General features: G+C 30.8%; 17 protein-coding genes. 10 read left to right on the top strand and 7 right to left on the bottom strand.

All coding sequences use genetic code 11. The features are described 5' to 3' along the window. Window positions 1-251 precede the first annotated feature (251 nt). The gene (locus J3S90_RS13355; RefSeq protein WP_210646611.1) at window positions 252-1,871 is read left to right on the top strand and encodes an amidase; all 1,620 of its coding nucleotides are present in this window, start codon (window positions 252-254) and stop codon (window positions 1,869-1,871) included. Window positions 1,872-1,908: 37 nt separating this feature from the next. On the opposite strand, the gene J3S90_RS13350 is transcribed toward J3S90_RS13355, so the two are convergent. Genes J3S90_RS13350 through J3S90_RS13340 form a run of 3 tightly spaced genes read right to left on the bottom strand, consistent with a single transcriptional unit; the run spans window position 1,909 to window position 3,844 of the window. Further along, entirely contained in the window at window positions 1,909-2,553 is a 645-nt protein-coding gene (locus J3S90_RS13350; RefSeq protein WP_188051073.1) for an endonuclease III domain-containing protein, read from the bottom strand. A 2-nt stretch (window positions 2,554-2,555) separates the two neighbouring features. Then, entirely contained in the window at window positions 2,556-2,948 is a 393-nt protein-coding gene (gene msrB, locus J3S90_RS13345; protein ID WP_210646610.1) for a peptide-methionine (R)-S-oxide reductase MsrB, read from the bottom strand. A gap of 32 nt (window positions 2,949-2,980) precedes the next feature. Next, window positions 2,981-3,844 (bottom strand): alpha/beta hydrolase, encoded by an 864-nt coding sequence (locus tag J3S90_RS13340; protein WP_210646609.1) that lies wholly within the window; start codon window positions 3,842-3,844, stop codon window positions 2,981-2,983. 459 nt (window positions 3,845-4,303) lie between these two features. On the opposite strand from J3S90_RS13340, the gene J3S90_RS13335 reads away from it, so the two are divergent. Together J3S90_RS13335 and J3S90_RS13330 are read left to right on the top strand one after the other, a co-directional pair. Beyond that, a complete protein-coding gene (locus tag J3S90_RS13335; RefSeq protein ID WP_188051070.1) occupies window positions 4,304-5,116 on the top strand; it encodes a M48 family metallopeptidase in 813 nt (270 codons plus the stop codon). 147 nt (window positions 5,117-5,263) lie between these two features. Next, complete coding sequence (locus tag J3S90_RS13330) at window positions 5,264-6,589, top strand: MFS transporter (protein ID WP_210646608.1); 1,326 nt, start codon at window positions 5,264-5,266, stop codon at window positions 6,587-6,589. Between the two features lie 32 nt (window positions 6,590-6,621). On the opposite strand, the gene J3S90_RS13325 is transcribed toward J3S90_RS13330, so the two are convergent. The 4 genes from J3S90_RS13325 to J3S90_RS13310 are packed head-to-tail and all read right to left on the bottom strand — an operon-like array spanning window position 6,622 to window position 9,506. Beyond that, window positions 6,622-7,356 (bottom strand): head GIN domain-containing protein, encoded by a 735-nt coding sequence (locus J3S90_RS13325; RefSeq protein ID WP_210646607.1) that lies wholly within the window; start codon window positions 7,354-7,356, stop codon window positions 6,622-6,624. 17 nt (window positions 7,357-7,373) lie between these two features. Then, window positions 7,374-8,459, bottom strand: a complete 1,086-nt coding sequence (locus J3S90_RS13320; protein WP_236023958.1) for a hypothetical protein — start codon at window positions 8,457-8,459, stop codon at window positions 7,374-7,376. Next, window positions 8,419-8,955, bottom strand: a complete 537-nt coding sequence (locus tag J3S90_RS13315) for an anti-sigma factor (protein WP_210646606.1) — start codon at window positions 8,953-8,955, stop codon at window positions 8,419-8,421. Before J3S90_RS13315 ends, J3S90_RS13320 begins: the two co-directional genes overlap by 41 nt. Continuing rightward, window positions 8,952-9,506: an RNA polymerase sigma factor gene (locus tag J3S90_RS13310; RefSeq protein ID WP_210646605.1), complete on the bottom strand. Its 555-nt coding sequence runs from the start codon at window positions 9,504-9,506 to the stop codon at window positions 8,952-8,954. Before J3S90_RS13310 ends, J3S90_RS13315 begins: the two co-directional genes overlap by 4 nt. Window positions 9,507-9,815: 309 nt before the next feature. On the opposite strand from J3S90_RS13310, the gene lon reads away from it, so the two are divergent. The 7 genes from lon to J3S90_RS13275 all read left to right on the top strand — a co-directional run bounded on the left by lon (window position 9,816) and on the right by J3S90_RS13275 (window position 22,813). Next, on the top strand, window positions 9,816-12,266 hold the full coding sequence (lon, locus tag J3S90_RS13305; RefSeq protein ID WP_210646604.1) for an endopeptidase La: 2,451 nt from the start codon (window positions 9,816-9,818) through the stop codon (window positions 12,264-12,266). Between the two features lie 143 nt (window positions 12,267-12,409). Continuing rightward, window positions 12,410-13,429, top strand: coding sequence for a type IX secretion system protein PorQ (porQ, locus tag J3S90_RS13300; protein WP_210646603.1), 1,020 nt, complete (start codon window positions 12,410-12,412; stop codon window positions 13,427-13,429). A gap of 36 nt (window positions 13,430-13,465) precedes the next feature. Then, a complete protein-coding gene (cmk, locus tag J3S90_RS13295; protein ID WP_188051062.1) occupies window positions 13,466-14,161 on the top strand; it encodes a (d)CMP kinase in 696 nt (231 codons plus the stop codon). 73 nt (window positions 14,162-14,234) lie between these two features. Further along, window positions 14,235-15,611, top strand: coding sequence for a nucleoside permease (locus J3S90_RS13290; protein ID WP_188051061.1), 1,377 nt, complete (start codon window positions 14,235-14,237; stop codon window positions 15,609-15,611). A gap of 505 nt (window positions 15,612-16,116) precedes the next feature. After that, window positions 16,117-17,898, top strand: a complete 1,782-nt coding sequence (gene rpsA, locus J3S90_RS13285; RefSeq protein WP_188051060.1) for a 30S ribosomal protein S1 — start codon at window positions 16,117-16,119, stop codon at window positions 17,896-17,898. Between the two features lie 156 nt (window positions 17,899-18,054). Continuing rightward, a complete protein-coding gene (locus tag J3S90_RS13280) occupies window positions 18,055-21,852 on the top strand; it encodes a gliding motility-associated C-terminal domain-containing protein (protein WP_210646602.1) in 3,798 nt (1,265 codons plus the stop codon). A gap of 25 nt (window positions 21,853-21,877) precedes the next feature. Further along, window positions 21,878-22,813 (top strand): PorP/SprF family type IX secretion system membrane protein, encoded by a 936-nt coding sequence (locus tag J3S90_RS13275; RefSeq protein WP_210646601.1) that lies wholly within the window; start codon window positions 21,878-21,880, stop codon window positions 22,811-22,813. Window positions 22,814-22,858: the final 45 nt, after the last annotated feature.

Raw genomic sequence — 22,858 nt, 5'->3', positions numbered from 1 at the left:
GTCGCCTTTCTTTAAAAACCCTTCATCTATCGATGAAGGGTTTTTTGTTTTATATCAAATCCCCATTTTAATCTTCTATTTTATTTGTAATTAAAAGTATTATAGAATGTTTTAATTATTATTAAAATTTACTTATTAATAAATAAACTAACTAATTAAAGTGATTTTTTAATTATAAATTTTAAAAATTACTAAATATAAACTAGATTTGATTAATTGTTTAAATTATTAATATAGTCTATATTTTATTTATGAAAAGAAGAGCTTTTTTAACTACCGCTACTTTAGCATCAGCTGGTTTATCTACATTTTTAATTTCTGGATGTGAAAATAAAGATAGAGATAATAACACGGATAATATATTTCATTCATACGAACCTTTTGAGTTAGATGAAGAAACAATAAGTAGTTTAACAGAAAAGTTGAGTTCTGGTACATATAGTTCTGAACAATTAGTTAAGTTGTATTTGCAACGTATTGAAGGTATTGACAATAAAGGAGCCAAATTAAATTCTGTAATTGAATTGAATCCTGATGCAATATCCATTGCAAAAACTATGGATTCAGAATTGAAATCTAATAAAAAAAGAGGTCCTTTACACGGTATTCCAGTTTTAATAAAAGATAATATCGATACAGCTGATAAAATGCAAACTACAGCGGGATCATTAGCTTTAGTAGGAAATATTGCTTCAAAAGATGCTTTTATTGTTACTAAGTTGCGAGAAGCTGGAGCTATAATACTGGGAAAAACTAACTTAAGTGAATGGGCTAATTTTCGTTCCACCAAGTCTTGTTCAGGGTGGAGTAGTAGAGGTGGTCAAACTAAAAACCCATATTTTTTAGATCATAATCCTTGTGGTTCAAGTGCAGGTTCAGGAGCAGCTGTGTCTGCAAATTTGTGTGTAGTTTCAGTAGGAACTGAAACAGACGGCTCTATAGTTTGTCCTGCTTCTGTAAACGGTGTTGTAGGTATTAAACCAACTGTTGGTTTAGTGAGTAGAACGGGAATAATACCTATTTCAAAAACACAAGATACGGCAGGTCCTATGGCTAGAACGGTTCATGATGCCGCCATTTTATTAGGAGTATTAGCAGCTATAGATTCAAATGATACAGTTACCGAAGAAAGCAGAGGGAAAAGTTTTACCGATTATACTAAATTTTTAGATATAAATGCTTTAAATGGAAAGAGAATTGGGGTAGAGAAAAAAAAACAAGGAACTAACAAATATGTTAACGCTCTTTTTGAAGAGACTTTAGAACTTTTAAAAAAACAAGGTGCTTTAATAATTGAAATTAATTATTTAGATGAAATTAATTCTTTAAGTAATTCTGAATTTGAGGTTTTACAATTTGAATTTAAGGAGGGATTAAATGGTTATTTAGCTTCTGCAAATTCAAAAGTAAAAAATTTGAATGATGTCATTAAGTTTAATAATGATAATGAAGATAAAGCAATGCCATATTTTAAACAAGAATTATTAGAAAGTTCAAATGCGAAAACTGATTTGGATGATAAAAAATATTTAGAAGCTTTAGAAAAAAGTCATTTTACTAGTAAAAATATTTTAAATGCTATTTTTAGAGAGAAAAAATTAGATGCTATTTGTGGTATAACCATGGGGCCAACTTGTAGCATAGATACTATTTACGGAGATCGCTGGGGAGAGTATTCATTAACTACACCAGCTGCAATTAGTGGTTTTCCTCATATTACCGTTCCTTGCGGTACTGTTTATAATTTACCAGTAGGTCTCTCTTTTTTTGGAACACCCTATACTGAAAATACATTAATAGCAATTGGTTACGCTTATGAACAAGCTTCTAAAAAAAGAGTAAAACCAGAATTTAAATCTTCTTTTATATAAGAGGATTTATTTTAGAATTTAAGCTTAGGCCTATTTGTTACTTTATAATTTTTGAATAATAAAGACAAATTTCCTTAATTGGGCATTCTATACATTTGGGTATTGGTCTACAAATTTCTCTTCCGAGGAAAGAAATAGCCATCCCAATTTTGCCCCAAATTTCTTGTGGAAGCACTTGCATTAATTGTTTCTCAGCTTTAATGCCATCTTTGGTTTCTGTTATTAATCCAATTCTGGGTGCAACACGTATTACGTGTAAATCAGCTATGACACCTACTGCTGGCATTTTTGCTTCTCTCATAATGACATTGGCTGATTTTCTTCCAATCCCTTTTAGCGCGATCAAACCATCCATTGTTAGAGGAATATTGCTGTCTTTCTTAATTATTTTTGAAATTTCTATTAACCAACGCGCTTTATTTCCAAAATTTTTAACTTTCGATATATACGGAATTATCGCTTCTACATTGGAAATAGCTAAACTTTCCATATTAGGGTAAACTTTAAATAATGGAGGAGCGATGGTGTTTATATTTGCATCAGAATCTTGAGCAGATAACACTACCATCACCACTAACTGATATAAATTTTGATACTCTAATGGATGCTTTTTGCCTTTATATTTTTTTAGAATTGGATAAAGTTTTTTATCCCAATCATTTGAATTTCCAAATAAATCCACGATTATTCCTCTTTAAAATCAACAGATAGAGAGTTAACACAATAACGTTGACCGGTTTTTGTAGGTCCATCATCAAAAACATGACCTAAATGGCTTCCGCAATTTGCACATAGTATTTCGGTGCGTTTCATGCCATGAGTTACATCAGAAATGTATTCTACTTTTTCAGGAATTGATTCGTCAAATGAAGGCCATCCACAATGCGCATCAAACTTAGTATTACTTTCAAATAAAGGTTCTCCACATGCTCCACAGCAGTAAGTGCCTTTTTCAAAGTTTAAATTATATTTTCCTGTATGTGGATATTCAGTTCCTTTTTTACGAAGAATTCTATAGCGTTCTTCTCCAAGTTCTGATTTCCATTCTTCTTCTGATTTTTCAATTTGATATTTCATCTTTTTGCGTTAAAGTTTTTTAATTATAATCTTCATGAATTAATAAACTGAATTGTTTTTTCAATTACAGCTGCATTTCCAAGAATTTTTCTGTGACCTAATCCTTCTGTAAGCATTAATTCTCCATTTTTTAAATTTTTATGAATATGAATTCCAGCTTTTACTGGTACTTCAGGGTCATTTTGATCATGTATTACTAAAACTGGAATGTCAGTTTTAGCAGCAGCTAAATATGCCGAATAACTATTCATTTCAATGCCATATTTATTTTCAAAATGCAATTGTATCAATTTACTTATTTTCGGATTTAACTCTAATTTAGCCACGAAATCATCCATTATATCTTCTACAATATCTCCACTACCAATTACAACTGCATGATTTACTTTCAATCCTTTTTTTATGGCGTTAAGTACTGACATTCCTCCTAAAGAGTGACCAATTGCGGCTTCAAAAGGGCCTAATTGATTATCGATTTCTAAAATTGTTTCTATAAAATCAGTCATTATGGTCATTTTCCCAGGAGATTTTCCATGTGCTGGAGCATCAAAACTAACAGTAGAATAACCAACTTTTTGCAGTTCATCAGCAATTTTAAATAATTGAGTACCACGGCCTGACCATCCATGTACTAATAAAACTTTTTTTTGACTTTCTCCATATTGATACAAAACAACTTCTTTATTAATTGATGGTATTAAAATTGTTTTTTGATGACTTTTAAGCTCCATTTCTAATTCTCTCTTTGGCACTTTATGTTTTATAGGAGAAGTAAAGAGTCTTGCTGCAAATAGTGTAATTAGTTTGGGTGATATAGAAGCGATTATTTTACTGGTTACTAAAATTATTTTAGGAATTTTTAAAGCTTGAGTATGAACGGAAGATTTCTTTGTCATAAGATTTATTTATGCGATTTTATATTTTTATAATTCTTAAAAAATATAAAAGTACTGTTTTTATCAGTTTTTCTAATCATTCTTAACATTTTACCAGAAAAATAAAATTTAATCTAAAGGATTATTTACAAAATATATTTTGAGTTTTTATCCGAAATTATATTTTAAAGTACAGATAATATTCTTAATTGAATTTGCAATTTAACAGTTATAAGTTACTTAGATTCTTACTTTAGAATTTTATTTATTATTAATTTTACTCAAAATAAATAGTGGTTTTAACTATATGATTAGTAAAAATATTTTTATCTAGATTGTTTTTATTAACTCTATTAAAGTACTTTATAATGTTCTCTTTCACTCTTAAAATAACTATAATTTTGAAAATTTATTTTTTAATTATGTAAATAATTAAATTTATAATACTTGTATATTTGCTTTAATAATAAAAATTAGATTATGAAAAAAAATATATTTTTAGGGATACTGATGCTAGTCTTGGTGTATTCTTGCGCAACTAACCCTATTACAGGTAAAAAAGTTTTAAATTTAGTTTCCAATAGTGAGCTGTTTCCGTCTGCTTTTCAACAATATGGAACTTTTTTGAAAGAAAATAAAGTTATTAGTGGTACTGCTGACGCTAAAAAAGTTGAAGTTGTTGGAATGAAAATTAAAGCAGCAGCTGAAAAATATTTGAAATATTTAGGTCAAGGTGAATATTTAAAAGACTATCGTTGGGAATATAAATTAATTGATAGTAAGGAAGTAAATGCTTGGTGTATGCCAGGAGGAAAAATTGTGGTGTATTCAGGGATTTTGCCTGTGACTAAGAATGATGCTGGTTTAGCAACTGTAATGGGACATGAGGTTTCTCACGCATTGGCAAACCACGGAGCACAACGTATGAGTGCTTCACAATTACAAGAAATTGTTGGAGCTGGAGTTTCAGTTGCAACTTCTGGAAAAAGTCAACAAACACAACAAATTTGGAGTCAAGCTTATGGTATTGGTTCTCAAGTTGGAGTGATGTTACCCTTTAGTAGAAATCATGAAACAGAAGCAGACAAAATAGGTTTAACTTTAATGGCTATTGCAGGATACAACCCAGAGGAATCAATTACTTTTTGGTCTAGAATGGCAGCACAGTCTTCAGGTCAAGCTCCACCAGAATTTATGAGTACTCACCCATCAGATGCGACCAGAATTGCAAACTTACAAGCATTAATTCCAGAAGCAAAAGCAACTGCGGCTAAGGTTGGAATTATAAAATAATATTCTGTATAAAAATTTTAAAAGGCTATTCTCAAATGAGAGTAGCCTTTTTTTATTTAAAGTAAATAATAATTAGAAAGAATTTGTTAATACTTAAAAATTAGTTTTTTAAATAATATTGGATAAATTCGCAAAAAAAATAATGATATGGCAGATTTACCAAAAGGGAATAAGAAATTATTAAATGCTTGGGCTTTTTACGATTGGGCAAATTCAGTTTATACACTAACAATTGTGTCAGCAGTTTTTCCTATTTTTTATGAAGCTCTTTTTTCTGATAGAAGTCATTATATCACTGTATTTGGTTTTAGTTTAAAGAATTCTGCTTTAATTAGCTTTGTTACTGCCGTTGCATTTTTGCTAGTAGCTTTTCTATCTCCACTATTATCTGGTATTGCAGATTATGTGGGTAATAAAAAAGCTTTCATGAAATTCTTCTGTTATTTAGGAGCTTTATCCTGTATGGGATTATATTGGTTTGATTTAGATAATATATACGTTGGACTAGTATTTTATTTTTTTGGTTTAATAGGCTATTGGGGAAGTTTAGTTTTTTATAATTCTTATTTGCCAGATATTGCTTTTGTTGAACAGCAGGATAAAATTAGCGCCAAAGGTTATTCTATGGGATATATTGGAAGTGTCATTTTATTAGTTATTAATTTAGCAATGATAATGAAACCAAAACTTTTTAATATAACAGGTACTGATGGTGAAGCTGCTATGAAGGCGATGCGCTATTCGTTTGTAATGGTGGGAGTCTGGTGGATTCTTTTTAGCCAATATTCTTACTATTTTTTGCCTAAAGGAAATAAAAATAAGAATCAAAAAGTGACTCATCATGTTATCTTTAATGGATTTAAAGAATTAAAAAAAGTATGGTCTATTTTGAAAGCTAATCTTGTTTTAAAGCGTTATTTAGGAAGCTTTTTTGTGTCGAGTATGGCTGTACAAACGGCTATGTTAGTGGCTACTTATTTTGGAGCTCAAGAAATTGCTTGGTCCTCTAAAGAAGAAAGTACCATAGGACTAATAATATGTATTTTATTAATTCAATTAGTAGCTATTATTGGAGCTTTGGTTACTTCAAAAGCTTCAGAAAAATTTGGAAACATACCTACTTTGATATTTATAAATGGATTTTGGGTATTAATTTGTGTGGGAGCATTCTTTATAAGCCAACCGCTAGAATTTTATGTTATGGCAACAATTGTTGGTTTTGTTATGGGAGGAATACAATCGCTATCTCGTTCTACCTATTCGAAATTGTTACCTGAGACAGAAGATACCGCTTCCTTTTTTAGTTTTTATGATGTAGCTGAAAAGATTGGAATTGTAATAGGAATGTTGGTTTATGGTATAATTGATCAAACAACAGGAAGTCCAAGATTTGGAATAGCGTCTTTAGCTGTGTTTTTTGTAATTGCTGTAGTTTTACTAAATAGAGTACCAAAAAAAGGTGTTTTAAATTAATAAAACACCTTTTTTTAAATCTCCATTCTAATTTATACTTTTTTTATGCTTCCAGAACCACTTACTTTAGTGTCCTTGTTTTGTGGATCTCCCATATATTTAATATCACCTGATCCATTTACTCTAGCATGAATACTTTCTGAACAAGAAACTGAACAATCACCTGAACCAGAAACTGTAACTTTAGCATTCTTTGCTGATAGACTACTTGCTTTGATATCTCCAGATCCGTTTAAGTTGCTAATTATATTTTCTGTCTTACCATTGAGTACAATGTCGCCTGAACCAGTAAGATTTACGTCGACGTTTTGTGATTCAACGCTTAATTTTATATCACCTGAGCCGGTTAATATAATAACAAACGAGTCTGATTTTATAAGTTTTTTTGATGTAATATCACCAGAGCCAGTCAATGAAACTTGATTCATAGTTTCTATAGGAACTTTTATCTCAATTTTTTTTCCTTTACTTGTATTGATGTTCTTGTTTTTCTCTGTGGTAATTTTTAACTCTTGATTTACTACTTCAATTATAACGTGCGTTAGCAAATTTTCTTCTCCTTTTATTGTAATGTCTCCTTCTTTTCCAGAAACTAGTTCGACATCAAAAAAACCTATTACAGAAATTTTATCGTAAGAGGAAGTGGTTCTCTTTTCAGAAATAACATTTCCATTTCCTTTAATTCCTTGATTTGACTTCCATTGAGCTTGAACCATTGTTGTTGCTAAAAGTGTACATGCAACTAGTAAATAAATTGATTTTTTCATGATTTTGTGATTATTGATTAATGATTATTTGTTAATGATACGTTCCCATAATCGGAGATTATAGTAATATTATTGATTCCTTTTTTCTTGTAAAATCCCATATATTTTTTTGAATTAGAAACTTCTTCTTTTGAATTAATTTCTAGTTCATTACTATGATTAAAATTTGCATATTTTAAATCGATAGTAAAATCAAAAGCAAAATTGCTATCATATCCTATATCTATTCCTGTATATCCAGAAATAATATTTATGCTATTTGCTTTATCATTTATAGTTTCAATTTTTAAAGAGCTGTATTTTGTGTTTAATTTCAATTGATTAAATACTTCTCCTATTCTAATTGTCAAATAATTTCCGGAGGCATCTAATGATTGCACATTTTTAATTTTAATTTTACCATATTTACTGTTGTATTTTACAACATCACTTTCAATTATTTCAACATCGGTATAGTCTGAAATCAAATCTATTTTTCCAACTTGATTAATTTTTAAATTGGAATATTTTGCATTTATCGTACCATATTTAAAAAAATCAATACTAGAATTAGAACAATAATCAATTTGTATTGCACTAGTACTGAATAATTTTCCTAAATTTATTTTGCCATATTTACAATTAATTTCTGCTAAGGAGTATAGATCAGTAGTACTTATATTTCCGTACTTATTATTGAGCTTTACGCTTGCGTTTTTAGGGATTTTCAAAGTGTAGTTAATTTCAAAACTATTATTTCTACCTTTATTTTTAGAACTAGAATTTCCTAATATAGTTTTGGCCGAAATCATACCTTTTAATGCATTTATATCAATATTTATATCATTTATGCGCTGGTTTACCCAATTTTCATTATCACCGCTTACTTTAATACTAATGTCAAGTTCTATTATATTTTCGTTCCAAGTTGTAACAGAAATATTACCATAGGAATTATCCACATAAAGAGTGGCATCTGAGTTTACATAATAAGCTTTGTTAATATTTTTTTGTTTTGAATAGTTAAAATCATTTTCTGTAGAAAATGCAATAAAAGGAAACATGATAAACAAGAGCAGTATTTTATATTGTTTTTTCATCATGAATTTGTTTAGATTGTTCATTTTCTTCAATATGTTGTAAAACTGTTTGCAAAAAGGAAATTCTTGTTTGAAGATTGCTAATCATGGCATAAATAATTTGCTTACTTTCTCCATTGGTTTTTAATTCTTGAAGTATTTTATCATAATCCTGATCTAAAACCTTCATTTGTTTTAATGCATCAGTAATTATTTTTTTATTTTCGGGAGATTTTTTTTCTTTTATTTTATCTAATTCTTTTTGTATGATTACACTAAAAATAGAATCGGTCTGTCTTGTTTCTTTTGATGCAAATTGAAACTCTTTAGATTTTACTTCGCTTGTGTAGAAAACAAATATTCCTAATAAAACGGCTATTGAAGCAGCAATTGCAAGTGGAAAAAAATATTTTTTTGATTGTTTTTTAGTGTTTAATTTATTTAAAAATCTCTCGTTATGATCTTTCTCTAGTTCTGCGATATCCCATTGATGCTCCAGTTTTTGAAATAAGTTGTCTATTTTTTTATTTTCCTTTTTCATATCTCACCTAATTTTTTTCTTAAACAATCTTTTGCTCTACTTAATGTAGTTCGGCAATTGGCATAGCTAATATTTAATATTTCACTAATTTCTTCAGAATCATATCCTTCTATGTAAAACAGTGTCAAAATCATTCTGTAACTGTATTTTAATGAATTAATAGTTTCTAAAATCTGTTGTACTTTTAAATTATTGAATGAATCAACATCTGAAATATCAATTTCATTTTCTTCTTTTTTATAAAGGGCAATATCAAAATCTTCCGTTTTAAATTGATTATTTTTTTTATAAAAATCAATACTCGAGTTAACAATAATTCTTTTAAGCCAAGCGCCAAAACTAACCTCTTGTTTAAAATCGCTTATTTTATTAAAAGCTTTCAAAAAACCTTCTTGCATTACATCTTCAGCAAAATGGGCATCTTTTACAATTCTATAGGAAACATTGTACATAGCCTTAGCATAGCGATTATAAACTTCGCATTGTGCTTTTTGGTTTTTTTGCTTACAAAGCAAAATCAGTTTTTCGATATTCTCTTGTTCTAAACTCAAACAGTTAGTTGTAATTTATTATAAAGACGCACTTTTTTATTGTTTGTTACAGTTTATAAAATTAAACTTTTAATTTTCTTTTATCAGATTTTCAAGGGATTAATATATTTATTTGATGCTAACATTAATAATTGTTTGTACTATTTTAAATAGTTGATAAGGATAATATTTTGGCATAGAGATTGTCTCTTTTAGCCATTAGCAAATAATGAGTGTTAAACTAAGATTTTATTATATTAGACTACTTTGAAATCTTATATTTGCTTAAAGATTGATTTTTTTTAATGACAAAAAGACTTAAAACAATATATGTCAAATCATAAAATACTTACTATTGACAATCTGTCACTTCAAGAATTTGATTCGGAAGCAGATTTAATTCCACTATTAACTCCAGAAGACGAGGAGGAAATGAATAACGAAGCTTTACCTGAATTGTTGGCTATTTTACCACTGCGTAATATGGTTTTATTTCCTGGAGTAGTTATTCCAATTACAGCAGGACGAGATAAATCAATTAAATTGATAAACGATGCAAATGCAGCAGGTAAAACGATTGGTGTTGTTGCTCAAATTAATGAGGAAGACGAAGACCCAACAAAAAATGATATTCATAGAATAGGAACAGTTGCTCGTATTTTGAGAGTTCTAAAAATGCCTGACGGAAATGTTACGGTGATACTTCAAGGGAAAAAACGATTTGAAATCGAATCTGTTGTTGAAGAATTACCCTATCTCACTGCCAAAATTAAGGAAGTTCCAGAAAAAAGACCTAAGAAAAATGATACTGAATTTATAGCAATACTCGACTCCGTCAAAGAATTAGCAATTCAGATTATTAAAGAAAGTCCTAACATTCCTAGCGAAGCAACTTTTGCAATCAAGAATATTGAGAGTCAATCTTTTTTGATCAATTTTGTTACTTCAAACATGAATTTGTCTGTTAAAGAAAAACAAGAGTTATTAGCAATAAACCATCTTAAGGATAGGGCGCTAGAAACTTTAAGACATATGAATATTGAGTTGCAAAAATTGGAACTTAAAAACGATATTCAATCTAAAGTGCGTTTTGATTTAGACCAACAACAACGCGAATATTTTCTTCACCAACAAATGAAAACCATCCAAGAGGAATTAGGTGGTGTATCTCAGGATGAGGAAATGGACGAAATGTTGCAGAAGTCATTGTCTAAGAAATGGGATGAGAAAACGAAAAAGCATTTTGAAAAGGAATTGTCAAAAATGCGTCGTATGAATCCGCAGGCACCAGATTTTGGGATTCAAAGAAATTATTTAGAATTATTTTTAGAGTTGCCATGGAATGAATTTTCTAAAGATAATTTTGATTTAAAAAGAGCTCAAAAAATTCTAGACAAAGATCATTTTGGTCTAGAAGATGTGAAGAAAAGAATGATTGAACATTTGGCCGTTTTAAAACTGCGAAATGATATGAAATCACCAATTATTTGCTTGACAGGACCTCCAGGTGTTGGTAAAACTTCAATTGGTCGTTCTATTGCTGAAGCCTTAGGAAGAGAATATGTTCGTATTTCTCTAGGTGGTTTGCGGGATGAGTCAGAGATTAGAGGTCATAGAAAGACTTATATTGGGGCAATGCCTGGAAGAATAATACAAAGTTTGAAAAAAGCGGGAACATCAAATCCGGTTTTTGTTTTAGATGAAATCGATAAATTATCAAATAGTCACAGTGGTGATCCATCATCGGCATTACTTGAAGTTTTAGACCCCGAGCAAAACAATTCTTTTTATGACAATTTCCTAGAAATGGGTTATGATTTATCTAAAGTAATGTTTATTGCCACTTCTAATAATATGGCAGCCATTCAGCCTGCTTTGCAAGACAGAATGGAAATCATTAGAATGTCTGGTTATACCATTGAAGAAAAAGTAGAAATTGCGCGTCAGCATTTGTTTCCAAGACAACTGAAAGAGCACGGAATGACTTTAAAAGATTTAACTATTGGAAAAAAACAATTAGAAAAAATCGTTGAAGGTTATACTCGGGAATCGGGTGTTCGTGGTCTTGAAGCTAAAATTGCACAAGTGATCCGAAATGCTGCCAAATCTCTTGCAATGGAAGAAGAGTATAATAAAAAAGTTACTGATGAAGATATCTTAAAAGTATTAGGAGTTCCAAGATTAGGAAGGGATAAATACGAAAGTAATGATGTTGCTGGTGTTGTAACTGGATTGGCATGGACTTCAGTTGGTGGGGATATACTTTTTATAGAATCACTACTTTCGCCAGGAAAAGGTACGATGACAATTACAGGGAATTTAGGAAATGTAATGAAAGAATCGGCCACTATTGCTCTAGAATATATCAAAGCAAATACGAAACTTTTAGGACTAGATTCAGAAAAAATTGCTAAGTATAACATTCACCTCCATGTTCCAGAGGGAGCCACTCCAAAAGATGGACCAAGCGCCGGAATTGCGATGTTAACATCTCTTGTTTCTCTTTTTACTCAAAAAAGAGTAAAGAAAAACTTAGCTATGACGGGCGAAATTACTTTACGTGGAAAGGTTTTACCTGTTGGTGGTATTAAAGAAAAAATCTTAGCTGCTAAGAGAGCAAATATTAAAGAAATTATTTTGTGTCATGAAAATAAAAGTGATATTGATGAAATAAAAGCAGAATATCTTGAAGGATTAACTTTTCATTATGTAAAGGAAATGAGCGAAGTATTACAGTTTGCGCTAACCGATCAGAATGTAAAAAATGCTAAAGATTTATAGCTAAAGTAATCTTAATTAACAAACTCTAAATTCCAAACTTAATTTTAAGGATTGGAATTTAGAGTTTTTTTTTGATTTAGTTTAGATTTATAATTTTATCTTCGCAAATGCGTTTTCCTATCCTAAAATGCTCCTTTTAAAGCATGCTAAAAAAAACTTTATTATACGTTTTACTTTTTATTTGCACTGTTTCTTACAGTCAAATAGGAGGTAAGTATACTTATCAGTTTTTGAATTTGATTACCTCGCCAAGACAAGCTTCATTGGGCGGTAAAGTAATTACCATCTATGATGAAGATGTAAATCAAGCACAGTTTAATCCGGCAACTATAAATACAGAAATGCATAATCATTTGGCCTTAAATTACGGAAGCTATTTTAAGGAAGTTACTTATGGTACAGCGTCTTATGCCTATACTTACGATCAGCATTTACAAACTTTTCAGGCAGGTATAAATTATGTAAATTATGGTAGTTTTGATGGGTATGATGAAAATGGGCTGTCTACAAATACATTTACAGGAAGTGAAATAGCAGTTTCTTTTGGTTATGCTTATAATATTCCTTTTACAGCTATTCATCTTGGAGCGAGTGCTAAATTGATTTCCTCTAATTTAGAAACCTATCACTCTTTTGGTGGAGCACTAGATATTGGCGCTTTGTATGTTGATGAAGCAAATGACATAAATTGGGCTTTAGCTATCCGAAATATTGGAACACAATTTTCTACTTATAATGATGTCAATGAAAAACTACCACTGGAAATTATTGCAGGTGTATCTCAGGAATTAGAAAATGTGCCTATTCGATGGCATCTCACATTGGAAAATTTGCAACAATGGAAAATTGCTTTTGCAAATCCAGAAAGAGCAGAAACCGCAATTGACGGAAAAGTTACAGCAGAAAAAGTGTCTTTTTTTAATAACGCATTACGTCATGTAATTATGGGGATTGAACTTTTTCCTAAAAAAACATTTAATTTGCGTCTTGGATATAATTTTAGAAGAGCCGAAGAATTGCGTATTTTAGAGCAACGTAACTTTTCTGGAGTATCATTGGGATTTGGACTTAAATTGAATAAGCTTAAATTTAATTATTCCTATTCTAAGTATACATTAGCTGGAAATACAAGTCTTTTTGGATTGACCATTAATTTTCAATAAATATTCTCTTATAACATAAACTTTAAAATTTAAATTTTGGATAAAAAAATCACTATCGCTATTGATGGATTTTCATCAACTGGAAAAAGTACTTTAGCAAAGCAACTGGCTAATTACTTAGGATATGTTTATGTAGATACAGGAGCGATGTATCGTGCCGTAGCTTTTTTTGCTATGCAAAATGAATTAATCAGTACTGAATTTTTCGATAAAGAATCCTTGATAAAAAGCTTACCATCTATTAAATTACAATTCAAATTTAACGCTGATTTAGGTTTTGCCGAAATGTATTTGAATGACGTAAATGTTGAAACTGAAATCAGAACGATAGAAGTTTCTCGTTTTGTGAGTAAAGTAGCCGAAGTTTCTGAGGTTCGTGCTAAACTAGTCGAACAGCAAAAAGAAATGGGAAAAGACAAAGCAATTGTTATGGATGGAAGAGATATTGGTACGGTAGTTTTTCCTGAGGCAGAGCTTAAAATATTCATGACATCGAGCGCAACAACCAGAGCAAAAAGACGTTACGATGAACTTGTTGCAAAAGGAGATGATGTGACATTTGAAGAAGTGCTAAAAAATGTAGAAGAGCGTGATTATATCGATACCAATCGTGAAGATTCTCCTTTGGTTATGGCTAATGATGCTGTAGAGATTGATAATTCCTATCTGAATCGTAAAGAGCAATTTGATGTTGTTTTAGAATTGGTAAATGATACCACTAAATCGATATAAATAGTTGTAGATTTCATTTTAAATAGTAGATTTACGCCCTGTTATTTTTTTAAAATAAAAAACAATTCATCACATGGGAATTAAAAATAGATTGATAATAATGAGTTTTCTTCAGTTTTTTGTTTGGGGAGCTTGGTTGATTACAATTGCAAATTATTGGTTTGGTACTAAGAATTGGGACGGAACACAATTTGGCCTTGTGTTTGGAACAATGGGAATTGCTTCTTTATTCATGCCAACCTTAACAGGAATAATGGCTGATAGATGGATCAATGCCGAGAAATTATACGGTATTCTTCATGTTTTATATGGGGTAGTTCTATTTTACATACCGCAAGTTTCAACTCCGGAGACTTTTATTTACATTATGCTTTTGGCTATGTGTTTTTATATGCCAACGATTGCTTTAAGTAATTCTATTTCTTATACTGCACTCAAGCTCAATAATAAAGATATTGTCAGTAATTTTCCTCCTATAAGAGTGTGGGGAACAATAGGATTTATAGCTGCGATGTGGATAACCAATTTAAGTGGTAATAAAGCTACTGAGTACCAGTTTTATATTGCTGGTTTAGCCGCATTTATTTTAGGTATTTATTCCTTTACATTACCAAAATGTAAACCACAAAAATTATCTAAAGAAAATGCTTCGCTAATGGAAACATTAGGGTTGGAATCATTTAAGTTTTTTGCCGATTATAAAATGGCGTTGTTTTTTGTTTTCTCTATGTTTTTAGGAGGAGCCTTGCAGTTGACGAATGCTTATGGTGATGTTTTCTTGGATGAATTTAAGCATTTTCCTAAATATGCAGATTCCTTTGTTGTTACTTATTCTACAATTATCATGTCTATATCTCAGGTTTCTGAGACCTTATTTATATTGGCAATTCCTTTCTTTTTAAGACGATTCGGAATTAAACAAGTGATGTTAATCAGTATGTTGGCTTGGGTATTGCGTTTCGGATTATTTGCTTATGGAAACCCGACAACTGGTTTATGGATGATCGTTATGTCGTGTGTGGTTTATGGAATGGCGTTTGACTTTTTTAATATCTCAGGATCTTTATTTGTAGAAAGTAATACTGATGCAAAAAACCGTTCTTCGGCTCAAGGATTATTTATGATGATGACCAATGGAGTAGGAGCTATTTTTGGTAGTTTAACCTCTGGATGGGCTATTGATAAATTTTTCACAAAATCATTTACTAATACTACAGACTTAGCCAGTTTTCTTCAGACAGAAACTACTAATCCCAAAATGGTAGAGTTTATAAAAAGCCAAGGAAATGCAATTACTACTGATGGACTATTAAGCAAAGAAATTTTCATGAAAGATTGGCACACGATATGGTTGACTTTTGCTATTTATGCTTTGATTATCGCCATTGCGTTTGCCGTTTTGTTCAAACACAAACACGATCCAAAAGCGCTGGAAAGTTTTACACATTAAAAATTTAAAAAACCGATAACTTAAAGTAGTTATCGGTTTTTTTATGTCTTTATGATGCGTATTACAAGAACCAACCAGCCTTTTGAAGCCTAGAAGCGTTCTATTATAATATCTAATTGAGGAATTTTTCAAAACATAGAATAATAAAACCTGATTTAGCCCCGATTGAAACGGCATCCTTTTTTCTTGTTTACAGCCTTTCGAGGGCTGGAAACTAGAAAAAAGATACAGTGAAAAGCGGGAATTTTAAGACCTGAAAAAGCCTCGATAATTCGCTTCTAATTCTTTTTATATTTAGTATTGATAGTCAAGGAGTTAAATTTTGATTTCTTGTAAATTATGATTGATTAAATATTTTGCAGATAAATATAAAAGTGTTACTTTTGCAAACCTTTTGGTGAATAAGAGTTTCCTTTAGGGTTCAACTAATTATACAAACAACTTCTGCTGTTTTCTAACGCTTTAAGAAACTCGAGAGAATACAGAATACAAATTTTTAATCAGCATGTCTGAACAAGTAAAATCACAAGAAGAGTTTTTAGCAAATTTTAACTGGCACAATTTCGAAGAAGGTATTGATGCTGTTGATGAGAAAAACTTATTAGAATTCGAAGAACTAGTTTCAAAAACTTTTATCGCTACTGATCAAGAAGAAGTGGTAGATGGAACTGTTGTTAGAATTACAGATAGAGACGTTATCGTTGATATCAACGCAAAATCGGAAGGTGTTATTTCATTAAACGAATTCCGTTACAACCCAGCATTAAAAGTAGGTGATACTGTTGAAGTATTAATCGACATCCGTGAAGACAAAACTGGTCAATTAGTTTTATCTCATAGAAAAGCACGTACTATCAAATCTTGGGATAGAGTTATTTCGGCTAACGAAACAGGAGAAATCGTTAATGGTTTTGTAAAATGCAGAACTAAAGGTGGTATGATCGTTGACGTTTTCGGAATTGAAGCGTTTTTACCAGGATCTCAAATTGATGTTAAACCAATTAGAGATTATGATGTTTACGTAAACAAAATGATGGAATTTAAAGTTGTGAAAATCAACCACGAATTCAAAAACGTTGTTGTTTCGCATAAAGCGCTTATTGAAGCGGATATCGAAATTCAGAAAAAAGAAATCATCGGTCAATTACAAAAAGGTCAAGTATTAGAAGGTGTTGTTAAAAACATTACTTCTTATGGTGTCTTTATTGACTTAGGTGGAGTTGATGGATTGATTCACATTACTGACCTTTCTTGGTCAAGAATCAACCACCCATCTGAAGTTCTTGAATTAGATCAAAAATTAAACGTTGTAATCCTTGATTTCGATGATGAGAAAACAAGAATTCAATTAGGATTGAAACAATTAAACGCTCACCCTTGGGATGCTCTTGATGCTAAATTAGCAATTGGAGACAAAGTAAAAGGTAAAGTAGTTGTAATCGCTGATTACGGTGCATTTATTGAAGTTGCTGAAGGTGTTGAAGGTTTAATTCACGTTTCTGAAATGTCATGGTCTACTCATTTACGTTCTGCTCAAGATTTCGTAAAAGTAGGTGATGTTGTTGAGGCTGTTATCTTAACTTTAGATAGAGATGATCGTAAAATGTCATTAGGTATCAAACAATTGACTCAAGATCCTTGGACTGACATTACTTCTAAATACCCAGTAGGTTCTAAACATACAGGTATCGTTAGAAACTTTACAAACTTTGGTATTTTCGTAGAATTAGAAGAAGGAATTGATGGATTAATTTACATCTCTGACTTATCTTGGACTAAGAAAATCAAACACCCATCTGAATTTGTAAATGTTGGTGAAAAACTTGATGTAGTAGTATTAGAATTAGATGTTGACGGACGTAAATTATCTTTAGGTCACAAACAAACTACTGCTAATCCTTGGGATCAGTATGAAGATTCATTCGCTGTTGGAACTATCCACAACGGAGAGATCTCTGAAATTGTTGACAAAGGAGCTACTGTAGAATTCGGAGATGATATCGTTGCTTTCATTCCTACTCGTCACCTTGAAAAAGAAGATGGTAAGAAATTGAAAAAAGGTGATTCAGCTGATTTCAAAGTAATCGAATTCAATAAAGAATTCAAAAGAGTAGTTGCCTCTCACACTGCTATCTTCCGTGAAGAAGAAGAGAAAAATGTGAAAACAGCTACTGAAAATACTTCTTCTGCATCTTCATCTACAAATGCACCAGCTGCAACTTTAGGTGATAACAATGATGTATTAGCAGCATTGAAAGCTAAAATGGAAAAATCAGAGAAAAAATAATTTCTTGAAATTTTTTGAATATAGAAAGCCTTACAGCAATGTGAGGCTTTTTTTGTTTATTTAATTTTTTTATTTTAACAAAAAATTAATATAAAAGTAATATTAAACGTATAATTAAATAAAAAAAGTATATTTTTGAGTAAATAATAACAAATTATGACTCGAAAATTACTTTTCTCTTCAAAATTTAATGGCTTTTTAACACTTTTGTTTCTATTACTGTTTTCCATAAATACAAGTGCACAATGTGCTGGTGATGATGGAGTACTAAGTGATGTATGTGATATAGCCAATCCCAGTAGTAAAACAATTAATCTTTTTGCTGGTTTGGGAGGTAGTCCTCTTACTGGTGGTATCTGGACTGATACTAATAAATCAGGCGGTCTGGATAAGAACACCGGAATCTTAAACGCACAACTAATAAAGAAAAGCGGTATTTATAATTACACCTATACAGTTAGTGGTGTACCAGGTTGTGCTGATAATACTGCTGTTGTAACCGTAACAATTGGTGGATATACAGGAGTAGCAGGACCTAACGTTTCTATTTGTACAACTAAATCTGCCTATAATTTATTTGAAGCTTTTAATGGAAATTTTTTAGAACCTCAAAGAGGCGGTACTTGGTTTGGAAATACTACTAATACTGGATTGAGCGGTAATTTATTGAATGCAATAAACTTGAGTGATGGAGTAACTTACGAATATACCTATTCTATAAGTGCCATTGGTTCATGTCCAGCTCCACCAGATGTAAAAGTATATATTACCGTTTTTAGATCTCCGCAATCTGGTATTCCTAATGATTTATTGGTATGTTCTAATCAATTAAGTGCCTACACTAATTTAAATTTAAACGATAGATTACAAGGAGAAGATGCTGGAGGAATGTGGACAGAAAATACAACGAATGAAATTGATAATACTGATCCGAATGATTCTTTTATTGATGTACAAAATATTTACAATACTAGAGGACCTGGAACCTATCGATTTACTTATACCGCCTTCACAGATAATAATGTATGTCAAAATCAAACTTCAAATGTCGATATTACAATTGAGCGATTATTAGATTATACGGGAGCTATTTTAACCGTCAACTCTTCAATTTGCGAAAGTGATATAGGTAGAACATTAGTTCAGGCACGTATTAGTGATGTTGTCAATATCCCAGATGGTCGCTATACAATAACCTATACGGTATCAGGAGCAGCAAATTCAATGACAACGACACAAGATTTTGTAAATAATGTTTTAATTTTTCCAATTGCTCCTAATAATTTTTCATCAGTTGGAGATTATACCATAACTGTTACTAATATTGTTAGTGCAAATACTCTAGGTATTTGTAACAATATTATTCCTAATTTTTCAGCAATTATTAAGATCACTCCAATTCCAAAAATTGATAACGCAACATTAACACTTGCTCCAATTTGCCAAGATAATGAAGCTATAGTTCAATTCTCTGGAACATCAAATCTTTCTGATGGATTGTATGATATTGTTTATAACCTAAGTGGAAGTAATATTTTAAACGGAGTACCTGCAACCATAGATGTTGTTGGAGGAATTTCTTCCTTTGTTATTCCTGCTGCATTTATAGGTAAAAGTGGGACAACAAAAATTACAATTTCTAAAATTATAAACACAACTACTGGTTGTATTAACACAGCTACTCTTAATGGTGATCTTATTATAAATCCTCGTTTAGATCTACCTAGTTTAAATATTACAGTTGAAAATGTTTGTATAAATCAAGAAACAGAAGTAAATGTAACTGGTTTAGGAAATTTAACTTCTGTTACCGTTAGTTATGATTTGTCTGGAAGCAATATTGCCGGAACTACGCTGGTGACTTTTCCTGTAGCTTTAGGAAAAGGTACATTTTCAATTCCTTCAAGCAAAATTTCTTTATCAGGTGATACTACTTTTACTATTCTAAGTGTAACTAATGCAATCACTGGTTGTATGATTAGTTTAAATAAAACAAAAAACTTTACTGTTTATGCTCTTCCAGATCCTACAACTACTGATTTGAAATTTTGTGAATCTGAAAATGCAACTGTTGCTCAATTAATACCTCAAGGTAACCAATATCAGTGGTTTGATTCTAATACAAGCACTACACCTTTACCTAATACAACCGTATTAAATACAGGAACTTATTTTGTAAAAGAAAAAAATCTAACTACTAGTTGTGAATCAGTTTTAAAACCAGCAAACGTACAAGTTTATATATCACCAGAAATTAACAATGCAGTATTAAGAATTGACGCTGTTTGTCCTTCTTCAGATGTAATTGTAAACTTTGAAGGTCCTTCAAACTTAGCAGATGGTGATTATAACATTCTTTACAGTTTGACTGGTACAAACACGGCTAGTGGAATTTCAGATTTGCTTCGCATTACAAATGGAGTAGGTTTCTTTAAAATTCCTTCTACTATTATTCCTAATTCTGGCTCTACAACATTGGTAATTAATAGAATTACTAATGCTGTTACTAACTGTTTTACTGCAGCCATATTAAGTCAATTTTTTGATGTAAAACCTTTACCAGATGCATTAAATTTGGTTGTAATTATTAAAGATGTATGTCTTGGACAAGGTGCTACTATAGAATTAGAAGGTTTGCAATCATTAAATAAAATTGATCTTAGTTATACTATTACAGGTAAAAATACTGTTAATCTTCAAACGATTTCTTTGGATGTTGTAAACGGAAAGGTAAATTTTACTATTTCACCAACCAATCTTACTACTGCTGGTGTAAGTAATTTTACTATTTCTGCAATCACTAATAGCATAAGTGGTTGTACACTTTTAATGAATAAAATAACCAATTTTACTGTTAATGATACTCCAGATATCTCTTCACTGAGATTTGTAGTAAAAGATGTTTGTCCAAATCAACCTATGATTGTAGAAGTTTCTGGATTAGGGCTTTTGACAAAAGTTTTGTTTGATTATACACTTTTGTCTCCTTCTAAATCTACTAATTTTCAAACGCAATCGTTAAATGTAGTTGGAGGAAATACTAATTTTGCTATATTAGGATCTGAACTAAGCACTACGGGTGCCTATACTTTTACTCTAAATGATATTACAAATGGAGTAACAAATTGTTCTAAAACAACAATTTCTTTGAGTCAAAACTTTAATGTACTGCCTATTCCTGCTACTCCAATAGCTTTAGATCAAGCGTTTTGTAAGGAAAACTTAAATACTGTTACTAATTTGGTACCTAATGGTTTACAGTATAAATGGTATAATTCTGCCACTAGTACCCAATCATTATTACCAACAACTCCTTTAGTAACGGGTACTTATTTTTTAAGAGAACTAAATGGTATTACAGGTTGTCAATCAAACGCTACCTCAATTAATGTACTAATTAATAGCGTGCCTATACCAATTTTAAATTCAGATGGTCAGTTGTTTTGTGGAGCTGACAAACCTACGATTCAAAATTTGACCGACAATACCAATTTCACTGGAACATTAACTTGGTATAATTCTTCCAATAAAGTTAATGCTTTAAGCAACACTGATTTGCTTCTAGATGGAGTAACTTATTATGGTGTAGATTATAACAATACTACAAAATGCGTTTCACTTCCTTTAGAAGTAACTGTTTCTCTAAGCTCATGTAATATAACTCCTGATGGATTAATTATTCCTGATGGATTTTCTCCAAACGGAGACGGTATTAATGATACTTTTGAAATTAGAGATATCGAATATTTATTTCCTAATTTCTCTTTAGAAATTTACAATAGATATGGTAATGTGCTATTCAAAGGGAATAGTAGTAAACCTGCGTGGGATGGAAAAAACTCTAATTCAAGTTTTATAAATGGCGATGCACCAACAGGAGTCTATTTTTATATTATTAATTATAATAAAGGCAACTTATCTCCTAGACAAGGTCAACTTTATTTAAATCGATAATCCTTTATTTTTAAAATCTATTCTAATGAAGAAAACAATATTTTTTGTATTTTTTTTCCTTACTATTTTTAAGGCAAACGCACAACAGGATCCTCATTTTACACAATATATGAATAATATGAGTGTGATAAATCCTGCCTATTCGACGGCTACTCCTCTAATTCTTAATTTAGGAAGTATGTACAGATACCAATGGTCAGGCATAAAGGGAGCACCGAAAACTTTTAGTTTATTTGCTCACACTCCTCTAAATGATAAGATAGAAGGTGGCTTTTCATTAATTTCAGATGATATAGGTGATGGCGCTAAGAAAGAAACCAATTTTTTTGCTGATTTTGCTTATTCAATTCGACTAAGTAAAAAGGAAAAACTTTCATTTGGTTTGAAAGCAGGATTCAGAACCATAAGTACCAATTTTAATGGTTTTGTTTTAAATAGTGGTGATGTATCTACTGACCTTGCATTTATGAATAATGTTAATGAAACAGTACCAAATATCGGTGCTGGAGCTTTTTATTTTACTGATAATTATTATCTAGGAATATCAGCGCCTAATTTACTTTCCTCAAAAGACATAAAATCAACTAAAGCTATTAATTCTTTCGGTCCAGAAGAAATTCATACTTATTTTACTGGAGGTTATGTTTTTGATATTAATCAAGACTTTAAATTTAAACCAGCATTCATGGCAATATTTGTAAAAGGTGCGCCAGTATCAATTGATTTGACAGCAAACATATTGTATAATGAGAAGTTTGAGCTTGGTGCAGCATACCGATTTAATGACGCTGTAAGTGTGTTAATGAATGTTAATGTAACTCGTAATCTAAGAATTGGTTATTCTTATGATTACACGGTTTCTAATTTAAGTCAATTTAATTCTGGTTCTCATGAAATTGTACTATTGTATAATTTAGATTTTCTAGGAAAAGGCTACGACAAATCACCAAGATTTTTTTAAAATTATATACTTATGTGTTTATTAAACCGATAATAAAACACCAGT

Source organism: Flavobacterium flabelliforme (genome assembly GCF_017948675.1).
Lineage (GTDB): Bacteria > Bacteroidota > Bacteroidia > Flavobacteriales > Flavobacteriaceae > Flavobacterium > Flavobacterium pygoscelis.
This window is presented reverse-complemented; position numbering and strand designations above follow the sequence as displayed.